General features: G+C 37.0%; 15 protein-coding genes. 5 read left to right on the plus strand and 10 right to left on the minus strand.

The features are described 5' to 3' along the window. Positions 1–514: 514 nt before the first annotated feature. Entirely contained in the window at positions 515–1,771 is a 1,257-nt protein-coding gene (locus tag H6G44_RS19110; RefSeq protein WP_190388161.1) for a D-alanyl-D-alanine carboxypeptidase, read from the plus strand. A gap of 78 nt (positions 1,772–1,849) precedes the next feature. Here H6G44_RS19110 and lptC read toward each other — a convergent pair whose 3' ends face one another. The 3 genes from lptC to metG all read right to left on the minus strand — a co-directional run bounded on the left by lptC (position 1,850) and on the right by metG (position 5,515). After that, positions 1,850–3,094, minus strand: a complete 1,245-nt coding sequence (gene lptC / locus H6G44_RS19115) for an LPS export ABC transporter periplasmic protein LptC (protein WP_190388160.1) — start codon at positions 3,092–3,094, stop codon at positions 1,850–1,852. Further along, positions 3,094–3,723, minus strand: a complete 630-nt coding sequence (locus H6G44_RS19120; protein ID WP_190388159.1) for a LabA-like NYN domain-containing protein — start codon at positions 3,721–3,723, stop codon at positions 3,094–3,096. The genes lptC and H6G44_RS19120 overlap by 1 nt, the downstream gene beginning before the upstream one ends. 196 nt (positions 3,724–3,919) lie before the next feature. Further along, on the minus strand, positions 3,920–5,515 hold the full coding sequence (metG, locus tag H6G44_RS19125; protein ID WP_190388158.1) for a methionine--tRNA ligase: 1,596 nt from the start codon (positions 5,513–5,515) through the stop codon (positions 3,920–3,922). A 525-nt stretch (positions 5,516–6,040) separates the two neighbouring features. Between metG and H6G44_RS19130 the strand changes: the two genes are divergently transcribed. Together H6G44_RS19130 and H6G44_RS19135 are read left to right on the plus strand one after the other, a co-directional pair. Beyond that, positions 6,041–6,883 (plus strand): alpha/beta fold hydrolase, encoded by an 843-nt coding sequence (locus H6G44_RS19130; RefSeq protein ID WP_190388157.1) that lies wholly within the window; start codon positions 6,041–6,043, stop codon positions 6,881–6,883. A gap of 384 nt (positions 6,884–7,267) precedes the next feature. Beyond that, complete coding sequence (locus tag H6G44_RS19135) at positions 7,268–8,119, plus strand: universal stress protein (RefSeq protein WP_190388162.1); 852 nt, start codon at positions 7,268–7,270, stop codon at positions 8,117–8,119. 146 nt (positions 8,120–8,265) lie between these two features. Here the strand turns inward: H6G44_RS19135 and psbM are convergent, their stop codons facing one another. From psbM to H6G44_RS19160, 5 genes are all read right to left on the minus strand, one after another. Beyond that, the gene (gene psbM / locus H6G44_RS19140; protein ID WP_190388156.1) at positions 8,266–8,370 is read right to left on the minus strand and encodes a photosystem II reaction center protein PsbM; all 105 of its coding nucleotides are present in this window, start codon (positions 8,368–8,370) and stop codon (positions 8,266–8,268) included. An 88-nt stretch (positions 8,371–8,458) separates the two neighbouring features. After that, the gene (locus H6G44_RS19145; RefSeq protein WP_190388155.1) at positions 8,459–8,755 is read right to left on the minus strand and encodes a 2Fe-2S iron-sulfur cluster-binding protein; all 297 of its coding nucleotides are present in this window, start codon (positions 8,753–8,755) and stop codon (positions 8,459–8,461) included. A gap of 129 nt (positions 8,756–8,884) precedes the next feature. After that, the gene (locus tag H6G44_RS19150) at positions 8,885–9,022 is read right to left on the minus strand and encodes a photosystem II reaction center protein K (protein ID WP_006195022.1); all 138 of its coding nucleotides are present in this window, start codon (positions 9,020–9,022) and stop codon (positions 8,885–8,887) included. 107 nt (positions 9,023–9,129) lie between these two features. Then, the gene (gene tgt, locus H6G44_RS19155; RefSeq protein ID WP_190388154.1) at positions 9,130–10,266 is read right to left on the minus strand and encodes a tRNA guanosine(34) transglycosylase Tgt; all 1,137 of its coding nucleotides are present in this window, start codon (positions 10,264–10,266) and stop codon (positions 9,130–9,132) included. A 139-nt stretch (positions 10,267–10,405) separates the two neighbouring features. Continuing rightward, on the minus strand, positions 10,406–10,858 hold the full coding sequence (locus H6G44_RS19160; protein WP_168651121.1) for a hypothetical protein: 453 nt from the start codon (positions 10,856–10,858) through the stop codon (positions 10,406–10,408). A 211-nt stretch (positions 10,859–11,069) separates the two neighbouring features. Between H6G44_RS19160 and cobS the strand changes: the two genes are divergently transcribed. Continuing rightward, positions 11,070–11,849, plus strand: a complete 780-nt coding sequence (cobS, locus tag H6G44_RS19165; protein ID WP_190388153.1) for an adenosylcobinamide-GDP ribazoletransferase — start codon at positions 11,070–11,072, stop codon at positions 11,847–11,849. 152 nt (positions 11,850–12,001) lie between these two features. Here cobS and H6G44_RS19170 read toward each other — a convergent pair whose 3' ends face one another. Next, complete coding sequence (locus tag H6G44_RS19170; protein WP_190388152.1) at positions 12,002–12,586, minus strand: hypothetical protein; 585 nt, start codon at positions 12,584–12,586, stop codon at positions 12,002–12,004. Positions 12,587–12,639: 53 nt separating this feature from the next. Next, positions 12,640–12,873, minus strand: a complete 234-nt coding sequence (locus H6G44_RS19175) for a hypothetical protein (RefSeq protein ID WP_190484455.1) — start codon at positions 12,871–12,873, stop codon at positions 12,640–12,642. A gap of 156 nt (positions 12,874–13,029) precedes the next feature. Here H6G44_RS19175 and H6G44_RS19180 point away from each other — a divergent pair, with 156 nt between their 5' ends. Continuing rightward, the gene (locus H6G44_RS19180; protein ID WP_190388150.1) at positions 13,030–13,518 is read left to right on the plus strand and encodes an EH signature domain-containing protein; all 489 of its coding nucleotides are present in this window, start codon (positions 13,030–13,032) and stop codon (positions 13,516–13,518) included. The last annotated feature ends 29 nt before the right edge of the window (positions 13,519–13,547 follow it).

The raw sequence follows: 13,547 nt of genomic DNA on the forward strand, positions 1-13,547 counted from the left end.
TTTGTCTTATATCAGTCGAATATGCTGCTGCCATATATATCTCAATTATTTTCTTTTTTTTCCATCTTTAAAGTTTACCATCTTTGTACCGCTTTTGATCTCAAACTGCTGTAAGATACTTCCAATTAAAAAAATACCCAAAAATTTCTTGTGGTGCGGGAAGAAAAGCCCGCTAATCATCAAGGACGGACAGGATACCCATCCCACAAAATTGGGTAATTTATTTATTGGTGTTCCCTAATGAGGCAAAATTTACCAAATTTAAACATAACAAATGGCTTGAGCGTATCTGCTGCAGGTGCTATGCTGGGTTGTCAAATATTAAGCTAATTTGACAATTATTCTGACTTAGTGAATTCTTATTTGATCACTCAATGCTGATAAATATAATTAGGCTTGTATATTAGTACAAGTCGCTAGAAAAAAGAGGGAATTTAAAATAGTCTTATGGTATGACTTACGTCTATAAAATTAAAGAAAACTTTTACCAATTAACCAATACAGGAATTTAACTATGCTGGAATTATTAGGATCAAGTTTGTTTTCTATATGGCTAGAAATGGCTAAAGTGCAAATTCAACCTTTAGAAGCCTTGAGTCTCTTAGCTTGGCAAGGTAGCTCAAGCTTGATTCTCGTCCCTGATCCTAGCCCAGCAGGAGCTATTACAGTCCAAGAATATCTTCACGGTTTGATCACGTCAAAATTAATTGACCAAAACCTCATGTCCTCTCAGGGGATTTGGTTGCAGTCGGGTCCGATGCTGATGGCTAATCATCAAGGTACCATACCTTTACCTGCTGCTTCTTTAACTAAAGTTGCTACTTCATTGGTGGCCTTGAAAGCTTGGGGCCCAGATCACCAATTTGAGACTTTAGTTAGTAGCACCGGACCGATAGTAAATGGGGTCGTGCGGGGTGATTTAGTGATTACTGGTAGTGGTGATCCTATGTTTGTTTCCCAAGAAGCGATCGCTCTGGGAAAGACTCTCAATCAAATGGGTATTAAACAAGTAAAGGGAAATTTGGTGATTACGGGGAATTTTGCTATGAATTTCCAACGTCATCCTTTTTTAGCTGGTCAACTACTCAAACAAATATTAAATCACCAAGTTAATATTACTGGTAATATCAAAGTCGAAACCCAACCCAAAGCTGGACAAACCTTACTGGTACGTCATTTTTCCTTACCCTTGCAAAAACTCATTAAGGAAATGAACGTTTTTAGTAATAACGACATTGCGGAAATGTTAGCCGATTCCGTGGGAGGAGCCGATGTAGTTAGTACCGCAGCAGCCCAAGTTGCTAGATTTCCCAAGTCGGAAATTCTCCTGATTAATGGTTCTGGTTTAGGGAAAGAAAATCGAATTTCGCCCAGAGGCGTTTGTGCTATGTTTATGGCCTTACAACGGGAGGCTAGTTCCTATCAGTTAACTTTAGCTGATTTGTTTCCTACCTTTGGACTGGATAACAGAGGGACAATACATTCTCGACATATGCCCAGAGCAACGGTAATAAAAACTGGTACTCTCAATGATGTGAGCGCTTTAGCTGGAGTCGTTCCTACACGCGATCGCGGTCTGGTTTGGTTTACAATCATCAATCGTGGTGGAAATGTGTCGGCTTTTCGGGTTCAACAAGATAAACTTCTCCAACATTTAGAAAAAGAATTAGAAGTAGCCACTGATATTCCTGATACTCTGACACCTCATTTAGATAATTCCTTGCCAAATTTTGGTGCAGCTAATCGCAATGAAATTTTGTATAAAAACTAGTTGTCAGTTGTTAGTTGTCCGTTGTCCGTTGTTAGGAAGAAGGGAGAAGAAGAAATAATTTCTCCTCTGCTCCCTGTGTTACCTACTTTCCTGGGGGATAATTTCTGTAACTACTCTACCTCCAGTAGAATTACCACCTTTAACAACAATATTTTCTGTTTCTAAATTACCAACGGCGGTTTCTCCTTGAAAAGTTAATTTTGGTTCAATTTGACGATAAACTACATTTCCTTGAGCTTCTAACAATTTTTTATCTAAATACCAAGTAAGTTGATTTGATGTTAAAGATTGACGATGTTTCCCAACTGCATTGACCTTACCAGTGAGATAAACCGTGTTTTCTGGTATGTTCATTTGTCCCTGATTAGCAGTGACCGTGAGATTTTCAGCAGATTGGGATACCTGAATCGGGGAATTTGTGGTGATATTTTGTTTGTTAATGTTCCAGATGATTGAGTTACTAGTTATTTGCATCGGTGGATCTATTAACTCTAATTTTGCCAGTGGTTTAAGAATCGCAATTTGAGTTTTTAAGTTAATTTCTGCGGCGTTACCGTTACCACGTCCAGTAATTTTTTTATCTTTATATCTTTCTATTTGGATGGGGCGATCGCTAAATAATTTCTCCTCCTGAATATGCCACATTAAATGTTCAGTTCGCATTTGTAATTGTGGATCTGTGGATTTTGCAACTACTCCTCCTGAAAATTCTACCCGTTTTTCACGGGTTTTTATCTTAGCTTCTTGGGCTACTGCTTGTAATTGTTTATGATTACCGTTTAATTGATTGCGAATAATCAATAAATCTTCTTGAGGTCGCCATTCTAACTCATTACCTTGGAAGACAATCCCATTACGGGGATCAGTAGCTACAATTTTACCTTGAAGAAATAGTTGCTTACCATCTTGCTTAATGTCAGCTTTTTCTGCTTTAATTTGGTAGACAACTTTTCCATCTTGGTAAAGTTCTCCTTGAGGATTTTGTACCTGACCCATTTGTTTATCTGCTGTGTATTTTGCTTCTTTGGCTTTAACTTTCCAAATTGGCCTCCCTACCTCGTCAAACTGTTCTAAAGCCACCCCAAAAAAAGTTAACTTCGTGTCATCTTCTTGTGGGGATGGTGACTTAGTTTTTGAGTGAGTAGATGCTGGATGACTGCAAGCAGATAAGCATAAGCCCAAGCATAAGATCAAAGACAGGTAAAACAAGTTAGTTGGTAATCTTAACCCAAAAAATAAATAGAAGTGGGGAGAATGATTTTTAGTTCCCCTCTGATGTTTTGAATTTTGTTTTCCATTCTCCCTACCTTGTGAATGTTGCATTATTCTGGAACTTCTAGATGTCTGTGACTATCTCGATCATCTTCCAAAAAACCCATACTAGACAATGGCCGATATGGATAACTTTGACGAGGAGTTTTTTGAATATCTTCTTTGATAGCTTCTAAATCAATATAGCGATCGCTAACATTAATTAAACTATCACTAGTCATAGAACGTAAACTCACCACCTCTACCCTCACCCCACGATAGCTGACAGAATTAACAGCATAGGCCAAATCGCCGTCACCGCTGACTAAAACTGCGGTATCATAGGAATCGCACAATGCCATCATATCAACAGCTATTTCCACATCTAAGTTAGCTTTTTTAGAACCATCTGGTAACTGTACCAAATCCTTAGCAATGACTCGATAACCATTGCGACGCATCCACAATAAAAAGCCCTGTTGCTTTTCATTTGTCCGATCTACCCCTGTGTAGAAGAAAGCCCGTAACAGCCTTGATCCGCCAGTTAAACGGCACAATAACTTAGTATAATCAATTTCGATTCCTAGTTGTAGTGCCGCATAAAATAAATTTGAGCCATCAATAAAGATAGCCACCCGACCCCGATTTTCCAAAACTTGTTCTGGGGTAAATATTGATTCGTTTTCAAAATTGTTCAACATTGTTGTCATACCTTGTGTTGTTATTCCTGTTATGATAGAAATTCCTAACTATCTACTTGTTAGAGTTGCTTATGATCAGTCTCCGGGGCTAATACATCAGAAGTCATAAAATCTAACTCCTTGAACTAGCTATTAGCTGTAAATATTAGCCCCGAATCGTTTTTTGCAGGAATTCGCAGTTCCCAAAATAATCTTTTTATTTTGATATTTCTATCCGTTTAAAAACTGGTTTGGGTGTCCCCAAAAGTTGTTGATCGGATAGTATTCCCCATGTTGAGTGAGTACAAAAAGGAGCTAAAATTGCACTTTCTTTTTGTTCATTAAAATTAATTCCCCAGCCTAATTGCTGATAAATATCACTGCTAATATTAGGAATAATTGGTGATAGAAGATAAGCTGCTAGTCTTACAGATTCCAGAACCGCATATAGCACCACTTCGACTTCTTCCTGTTGACCTTGTTTATATAATGACCAAGGAGCTTGATCATCAATAAATTTATTACTGGCTTGTACCAGAGATAAAACGTAGTGACAGGCTTCATTAAAAGCTAATGCTGTGTATGCTTGTTTCACCTTTTCTCCCAACTGTAAACCCATTGTTTTCAAAGGATTTTCCGTTGGAATAGCCGATTGGTTAACGGAGGGTACTTGACTAGCACAGTATTTCTTCACCATGTTTAAAGTCCGATTTAACAAATTACCTAAATCATTTGCCAAATCTGCATTCAAAACATTAATGAACCTGATTTCATTAAAATCGCCATCTTTACCAAATTCGATTTCCTTAAGGAAGTAATAACGAACGGCATCACTACCATAATTTTCGACTAAAGCGATAGGATCAAGAGTATTACCCAGAGTTTTCCCCATTTTTTGACCATCTTTAGTTAAAAACCCATGTCCAAACACCCTATCTGGTAAAGGTAACCTTGCAGACATTAGCATTGCTGGCCAGTACACAGCATGAAAGCGTAAGATATCTTTACCAATCAAATGCAGGTTAATCGGCCACCATGTTTGTAAAGCATTAGCTAAAGTTGGTTCTACATCTGGTTCTAACAATGCTGTAACATAACCCAACAGAGCATCAAACCATACATACAATGTATGTTGAGAATCCACCGGCACAGGAAAACCCCAATCAAGATTTACCCGGGAAATCGAAAAATCCTGTAAACCTTGAGCGACAAAATTGAAAACTTCATTTCGTCTGCTGACCGGTTGGATAAAATCAGGGTGAGATTGGTAAAATTCCTCTAACTGAGTTTGATATTTAGACAAACGGAAGAAATAGTTCTGTTCATCGCGCCACTCCACTTGTTTGGTAGTATGGATGGGGCAGCGTTGATTTTCTAGTAAATCCCGTTCTTCCTTAAATTCTTCACAGGAAACACAGTACCAACCTTTTTGTTCTCCTTGGTAGATATCCCCATTTTCCCAAACTCGCTGAAAAAACTCTTTCACTATAGCTTGGTGACGGGGTGCTGTAGTCCGACTAAAGCGATCATATTGAATATCCAGTAAATCCCACAAACTGAGAAAACTGGGAACAATTTGATCACAAAAATCCTGTGGTGCTTTTCCTAAACTGGCTGCTGAACGCTGAATTTTTTGTCCGTGTTCATCTGTACCTGTAATCAGTAGCACTTTATGACCCTGTAAGCGATTAAATCTGGCGACTACATCTGCTGCTATAGTTGTATAAGCACTGCCAATATGGGGAACATCGTTAACATAATATAGCGGTGTTGTCAGTGCAAAAGTTTTTTCGGTTTTATTCACTAAATTCATGGATAATAAAAGCAAATTATTATTAATCAGTTTTCTCTATTAACAATTTAGATTATTTAGACAAAACTACGCAATTATATAACATTGCTCCTGTTTTTTCCAAACTTTTTCTGAAGGATAACAAGTTTATGGGCTGAAGAATTTTTTAATTACTTCTACAAATCCACCGGATTTCTTGTCAAATCAGAGAAAGTATTTACTAATGATTATGGTAAAACCTGTTGATTTCATTAGTAGTTACAGAGAATACACTAACTAAAACTCTATTGCATATCAGATTCTTTAAGTAATAATGGACAATTTGACATTATTATCAATTAGAAGGATTGAATGTTTTCGCATACTTATATATGATGAATACAAATCGCTATAAATTCTGTAATCTTGGTTTCAGAGTGGGTGGTTTTTTATCTGGAAAAGTTGATTTTAGTGAAGGGAAGAAAAATAAAAATTCTCCGATCATCCCCATCTGGATTAAGAAAAGGGTAAAGTTAAAGATAGAATAGACGCATAAAAATCAGGAAAATGCCAGCAGTTGACTCTAAACCTTATTTTTTAACTCCAAAACCAGTACAATCAGAATCTCCTTTATTTATCTATTTACCAGGAATGGACGGAACTGGTAAATTATTACAATCTCAAATCCCCCAATTAGCAACAAGTTTAGACGTTCGTTGTTTATCTATACCCAGAAATTACCTAACTACCTGGGATGTTTTAGCAAAAAATGTTTTAGACTTGATTCATGCTGAATTAGAAAAAAGCTGTCAACGGCCAATATACCTATGTGGTGAATCTTTTGGTGGTTGTTTAGCAATGCAAGTAGCAACCCAATCACCACAGTTATTTAAACGTGTTATTTTAATTAATCCCGCTTCATCTTTCCAGCAGCACTCTTTTTTTGGTTGGATATCTCAGTTTACGCCATTTGTGCCATCATCCCTATTTAATATGGGTGCATTAGGTTTATTACCGTTTCTGGCCTCGTTGCCACGAATTTCTCAAAGTGAGCGTCTGATACTGCTCACAGCTATGCGTTCTATTCCCGCAGAAACTATAAATTCTCGGTTGTCATTGCTGCGGAATTTTCAAGTTGAGAAAAAAGACTTACAACAGCTAACACAACCAGTTCTACTTATTGGTAGTGGTAGCGACCTCTTGTTACCTTCCGTGAGGGAAATCGCTAAATTGGCGGATATTTTACCAAATACTCGGACATTTATTCTCCCAAATAGCGGTCACGCCTGTTTATTGGAAAAAGATGTAAATCTCTATCAAATTCTCAAAAATCAGGATTTTTTAGAAGTTAATCTAAATACATCGAAAATTACCACATCAACAGTAGGGTCTATTAATAATCAGTATTAACCTCTTGTGTAAACTAAGTTGACAGAAAACAATATTTTCTCCATCATAAAATACAGATGTGGCGATTTTTCAGTAATAGTTAACTTAAATTCAAAAAAATTAATATAGATGAGAAATAATCACCAACATCATATTTTATTAATTTTATCGGGCAAAATTAGCAGTATGCTTAATAATAGATAAATAGATAACCTGATCGTAACTTCCCGTAACTAGGCGTAAAGAAACTTAATATTCATCCCTTACTTGTTGGTATTAAGTTAACTGCTAATCAGTTTATTTATGCCTAAATACTTAACTTGGTTATTTAGCATATCAGAAAAACATCTGAAGCTCAAGACTAGTAGCAAAAACCACAAAAATCTCCACGACAAAGACGTAAAAATGATCCAAAAAATTTTGCTGGCTGTCTCTGGACTGGGACACGCGGAAGAAATGCTCAAGAACTTGAAAGAAATGCCTTCATTTCAAGGAGCAAAAGTTACAGTTCTTCATGTTGTAACTCCACAAAGCACTGCCGCTGTAATGACCGATAAATGGGAAGAAGGGGGCAAAATTCTCGCTAAGGCTATTCAGTATTTAAACTTAGATCCCAGTCAAGTTTCTTCTATTTTACGTCAAGGTGATCCCAAGGATGTAGTTTGTCAAGTCGCTGATGAAATGAAAGCCGACTTGATTATTATGGGTTCACGAGGAATGAAGCGGTTACAATCAATTTTATCCAATTCCGTCAGTCAGTACGTTTTTCAATTGTCTTCCCGTCCCATGTTGTTGGTGAAAGATGACATTTATGTTAAAAATATTAAACGTGTGATGGTGGCAATGGATAATTCTGAATCTGCTAAAAACTCTTTAAATTTAGCCTTGTTCTTGCTTAGAGGTGTTGTCGGTGGACAATTAATTTTAGCTAATATCAATACAGATTTAGGTGGTAAACTATCAGGGATTACGGACCTCCAACCGGAGAGAAACTCTGTATTGGGAATGGCTATGGCAGAAGCAGAAAGGCAGTCTGTAGCAGTGCGTTGTGTGACTAGCAGTGGTAAACCTGGGGAAGAAATTTGTCGTTTAAGTAAAGATTTGAATATAGACCTATTATTAATTGGTTCCCCAGATCGTCGCCCCTCTATTGCTAAGAGTTTTGTGGATATAGATCGGCTCATTGGCTCATCTTTATCTGATTATGTCCGTGTTAATGCTACCTCTCCGGTTCTCTTGGTACGCACTCTTGGGTAATGTCTTCATATTAGCGATTGTTAAATAAAAACCCCTGCACTATATTTAGTTGAGGGGGGTTTTTATTTTGTAGTCTGAGTATTAACTATCTTTTCCACCAATTTTTAAATGCTTACAAAAGCTAATGCCTTTCGCAAAGCTTTTAATTAACTTTCATTGCGAGCAGTTTGGATGTAAAGCATGATTAAAAACACGGCAGGTACTAATACGAACAAAATGCTCGCTACGAAACCCAAATCATTAACTTGCATAGCAAGATAGCCCTTTATGTAATTTCGAGTTAACAATTCTAGAATAGCATCATAGATGACAGAGTGAAGCCAAATTTTTCACAAGTCCTCAAGGTTTAGTAATTACGCTAACAGGTCCATTAACCAAAGTTTGACAAGCTAGACGGTAGTTATCGGGCTTGTTTTTGAATTTGCGGTTTTCTAAATCCGTGCGGGGAGAAAGGTTTTCTATTCCTTCGGTAATTTGGACAACGCAGGTAGTACATTGGCCAGCACCACCACAATTAGTGATTTTACTGATAAATGTATAAATATCAATCCCATTTTCTACAGCTTTAAGTCGGAGATTAGCACCGTCTGCGGCCACTATTTCCTGATTCTCTTTCACAAATTTGATATTGCCCATAGTAAATTCCTGGTAATTTAGGATGCGACTGGATTAATTATATTGATTTATGGCAAAATATTAAGAACTATTAATTTTATGCAAAAAATAGGACAGGTGTGTATTACCTGTCCAAAAAAGATGGGTAATTTATCTGAAACCCACTGCGGCTTGCCAAACAAATGCAAGTAACAAGAAGAAAACGGGAATAACAGGTAAAACATCTACCAAGGGGTCGAAGATTTGGTAAGCTTCAGGCAGTTTTGCTAGTAAGAGTGCTGCTTCCATGTTTGTTTAAATCCACCTAATAATCAAATACAGCTTTTATATGCGATATACATTTTAACATGGTTTGGATTTTAGATTTTAGATTGATTACGAATTGAGGATCATGATTAGTCCTGAGTTTTTTCTAAATCAATAGCTGAAGGTTGCAACCAATGACCAAAATCTGTTATAAAGCGATCGCTTAATATTGAAGCTCGAATCTTTTGAGTAAAGCGAATTAATTCGGTGATGTTATGAATAGTCAACAAAGTATAAGCTAATATTTCCTGCGATCGCACTAAATGAGATATATAAGCACGACTGAAATTTTCACAAGTGTAACATGGGCAAGTTGTATCCAACGGGGTAAAATCCTCACGAAACTTAGCATTTTTCAGATTCCAACGTTCACCAGAAACAATAGCTGTACCATGTCTAGCCCACCTAGTAGGAATCACACAATCAAATAAATCCACCCCAGAAGCAATGGCTATGGCCATTTCTCGATAAGTTCCCACACCCATCAAATAACGGGGTTTATTCACAGGTAACAACGGGGCTGTAGTTTGGACAATTTGCGCCATTAAATCCGTAGGTTCACCCACACTAACACCACCAATAGCATAGCCAGGCATATCCAATTCTGCCAATTCCGCAGCAGCACGGGCGCGTAAATCTAAATATACTCCCCCTTGGACAATGGGAAACAATGCCTGATCTGGGCGTTGGTGGGCGGATATAGAGCGTTTTAGCCAGCGATAGGTACGGTCAGTAGCGGCTTCTACTTCCTGACGAGTAGCAGGATAGGGAGGACATTCATCAAAAGCCATGATCACATCCGCCCCTAGAATATTCTGAATTTCAATAGAGCGTTCTGGCGTTAATTTAATCATTTGCCCATCATGGGGCGAACGAAAAGTTACACCTTCTTCTGTAATTTTCCGCATTTCGCTCAGACTAAAAACCTGAAATCCACCGGAGTCCGTGAGCATGGGACCGGGCCAACCCATAAACTTATGTAGCCCTCCACCACCCGCAACAATAGCTTCTCCCGGTTGGAGATGTAAATGATAGGTATTAGCTAAAACCATCTGCGCTCCTGTGGCTCCCAATTGGGCAGGGGTGATAGTTTTGACATTAGCCAATGTTCCTACAGGCATAAACCTGGGAGTTTCCACTGGTCCGTGGGGGGTAGAAAATATTCCGGCTCTGGCTTTGGTCTGGCTACAGGTAGCGAGACATTCAAAAGAAAAATTGGCGCTCAAGACAAAAATAGGATTTCGCTAAATTTATCCACCAACTTAACATTTTCTCGACTACTTGGGGTAGTTTGTGGGGGCTTTTGTCTTGTGGGGGTGACACCCTGCAATCCAATATTCCCCCGGAGAAGATATGATTACCCTGTCAGAAGGAATCATAACAGTCATCATCAATTTCTGCATCCCATCTAGCTGTGAGGACTTCATCCATCATCGCTTCTATAACTGTAAAGTTAAATTGGCGATTGCGTCGTTCTTGCAGCGGTGTGGACAGGGGAATTAACCGCAAGCACATCTGCTCTTGAATCAAGTCAAAGTAGGTTTCTGGCTGTGGAGACTGTTTTAATTCCAGATAATCAAAACTATCTACATTTAGATATAGCGAATTGTTGGTAACTAAGGTAGCGCGACGGGAATTAGCGAATACTTCTATTACATCCCCATCACCTTCACTCAGTAGTTTGTGGTCTTGGGTGTAAATGTAGTGGACTCTACCTAAATCATTCAGCAATCTGCGGATATCGAGTTTGTTAACTACTATGCCCGTGTTGACTATGCACGGCGCGGGTATTTTCGTGTCGGGTAGATGATAACTCATAGAAAAATAGTGGGTTATGGAAGGTGAGTGACAACGCAGCCAGACCATCAATGAGATAGATTGTTAATTTCCCATATTTCTAAAATATCAAGTTTAGGGGATAATGGGCTGATTATTGGTGGTAGATTGTTGGTTTGGGGGTAGTTGATGATGAGAAAATTTATATTCATAAATACTGGCAGCATTTAGTTAATTAAACTCTTTCTCAAGTATGGCTAATGTTTTGGGCTGGTGGCAACAGCAATTCTTAAATTTAGTTGCGGCAGTGATTTTCTATACTGCTATTCCCTTGCCTTATGTGCAAAATTTGGACTTTCAACGGGTTGCTTGTTTCGCGCCGATTATTGGGTTAATGATTGGTGGGATTTTAGCTGGTTTAGATCTAGGAATGAATTATTTGAGTGTCCCAGTGTTAACCCGTAACGCTTTGGTAGTATGTGCGTGGATAGTAATAACGGGAGGGTTACATTTAGATGGAGCGATGGATACGGCCGATGGTTTAGCAGTAGGTGATTCTGAACGTAGATTGCAGGTAATGATGGATAGTGCTACTGGTGCATTTGGGGCAATGTCTGCTATTATGATTATTATTTTGAAAATTACTGCTTTAACAGATATAGCCGAAAATCATTATTTAGTGTTAATGGCTGGTTGTGGCTGGGGACGTTGGGGACAACAAGTAGCGATCGCTTGTTATCCTTATCTTAAACCTACTGGTAAGGGTGCATTTCATAAACAAGCTATTCGTTCTTATTTAGATTTATTTCCAAGTTGGTTTTTATTAATTGGTTTAAGTGGTGTTATTTGGGTAATGAATCCACAGAATTTAGTTTTAGCTGTGGGGATGGTTTTAGCTGGGAGTGTGATTTCTGTTGTGACTGCGGCTTGGTTTAATTATAAATTAGGTGGACATACGGGAGATACCTATGGCGCTGTGGTAGAGTGGACTGAAGCGTTATTTTTGTGTGTAATTAGCAGTTTTTCGGCTTAGGGGAGAGTATGAGAAAAAATTCAATAATAAAAGAGTTTTATTTTAAATATTGTGTTCTATCCAAATAACTTCTACTATATTTGTTTCTGTATTCTAGGAATAATAGTATTCATTGTTCGTATTTTCAGAATTTTCCTGAGTAAAGAATATCTTTACCAGCTTGTTTCGTACTTTTTTTCTTTAGCAAAATGTTTTAATGTAGCTCTTGTTACATTTTTTTGATGAGAAATAACCCATTGATGATATTCGGTATGGACATCTTCACAAAGAGGTAAAAGATTCTTTACATCAGTTGCGAGATCCGGTCGTTCACTAACTCCTTCAATATGATGGATATGGCATTTAATACCTTTTTGAAAAGGTCTTAGAGTTAGGGCGCAATGTTTAGAATTTTTCTTAACATATTGCATAGCTTGAATTTGTTCTTTATCTAATTCTATACCTCGCAACATCGAATCTTTAAATACATCAGGATTGTTTGCTAAAAATGCCGAAATATAGGCTCTTGCGGCTAAATATTGAATTTTTTTCTTTGGATTCTCTTGTCCAAGTATATCCAAAAGTACATCTATACCAACATGTTTAATATATAAACTATCATCTATATTTAAAACGTATGGTTGAATAAACTTTAGGTGAGATTGAATTATATTAATTGCATTTTGTTTACTTTGAGTTAATAAAACACCATGCATTTCACTAGTAGGAAAATAAGCTTTACCATTTATTAACTTCATCAAAGTAAATAATTTTTTAAATTTACTAAGTTGAGTTCGAGATAAATCAGTTTCTATTTCTTATTATTTTCACCATCATTGATGATATCTAAGCATTTATTTTTCCCTGTAAATTGCGTTTTTAGTTGTGAATCTGAAGTTTGAGCATTTGCTTTTTGGCTGAGGGGTAAAAGCATTAATACAAGAAAAGTGACAGCGAACCAGATATTCAAACCTGCTGCTGTCAATTTTTCATTAAGATTTATAGCAAAGGCTTTACTATCAGCACGGCCATAGGAACAGATCAAACAAAAAGAGAACTGGTAAAAATTACCTGTGAACAAAATTTAACTCGCAATGAATTATTAAAAAAAATAAATAATTTATTACCAAATATTCCTATTTTCAAAGATTATGTTTTGGAAATATCACCTTATTTTACTAAAGTTCTACATCCAATTACATTGGATAAAGTTAATTGGTTATTACGTTGTTTTGATGAAATGGAAGAAACAAATCAAATTACTTCAGTGGAATATATCTTAAATCATCTTTCTACGTCCATAGTTGGTAATTTTCCTGAGTTGGTTAATTGGCTAAAAAATAACTATACTAATTCTAGTAAACAATCAAAATTATCCAGTCAAGCTAGACAGAAATTAAGAATTTGGATCGGTGCAGTTAATTATCAAGATTTTTCTAATTTAGTAGATTTAATTACTGATAAAATCTCACTTAGTACAACAGAACAAAAGCAGTTAAAAAATCGTCAAAGTTTTTGGTCTAATTATAGTAATAGTTTTGTCAGACTCAAAATTTTACTTCCTAGTCGTTCCTGTGATATTATCAATAATGATATTAGACTAGATCCAGAAATGTTGAATGTCGTTACAAAACTTTACATATTTAAGTATACTAGTATTATCAAGGGTAAAAATGTCAACATTTCATAATATCTTCCATCCAATGAACATAACTGATT

Origin of the sequence: Aphanizomenon flos-aquae FACHB-1287, from assembly GCF_014698755.1 — a bacterium.
GTDB lineage: Bacteria > Cyanobacteriota > Cyanobacteriia > Cyanobacteriales > Nostocaceae > Dolichospermum > Dolichospermum flosaquae.

Coding starts and splice junctions, on each gene's coding strand:
- H6G44_RS19130 (WP_190388157.1), top strand. CDS start 6,041: ATGCCAGCAGTTGACTCTAAACCTTATTTTTTAACTCCAAAACCAGTA.
- H6G44_RS19170 (WP_190388152.1), bottom strand. CDS start 12,586: ATGAAGTTAATAAATGGTAAAGCTTATTTTCCTACTAGTGAAATGCAT.
- H6G44_RS19120 (WP_190388159.1), bottom strand. CDS start 3,723: ATGTTGAACAATTTTGAAAACGAATCAATATTTACCCCAGAACAAGTT.
- H6G44_RS19160 (WP_168651121.1), bottom strand. CDS start 10,858: ATGAGTTATCATCTACCCGACACGAAAATACCCGCGCCGTGCATAGTC.
- metG (WP_190388158.1), bottom strand. CDS start 5,515: ATGAATTTAGTGAATAAAACCGAAAAAACTTTTGCACTGACAACACCG.
- cobS (WP_190388153.1), top strand. CDS start 11,070: ATGGCTAATGTTTTGGGCTGGTGGCAACAGCAATTCTTAAATTTAGTT.
- H6G44_RS19110 (WP_190388161.1), top strand. CDS start 515: ATGCTGGAATTATTAGGATCAAGTTTGTTTTCTATATGGCTAGAAATG.
- lptC (WP_190388160.1), bottom strand. CDS start 3,094: ATGCAACATTCACAAGGTAGGGAGAATGGAAAACAAAATTCAAAACAT.
- H6G44_RS19135 (WP_190388162.1), top strand. CDS start 7,268: ATGATCCAAAAAATTTTGCTGGCTGTCTCTGGACTGGGACACGCGGAA.
- H6G44_RS19145 (WP_190388155.1), bottom strand. CDS start 8,755: ATGGGCAATATCAAATTTGTGAAAGAGAATCAGGAAATAGTGGCCGCA.
- psbM (WP_190388156.1), bottom strand. CDS start 8,370: ATGCAAGTTAATGATTTGGGTTTCGTAGCGAGCATTTTGTTCGTATTA.
- H6G44_RS19150 (WP_006195022.1), bottom strand. CDS start 9,022: ATGGAAGCAGCACTCTTACTAGCAAAACTGCCTGAAGCTTACCAAATC.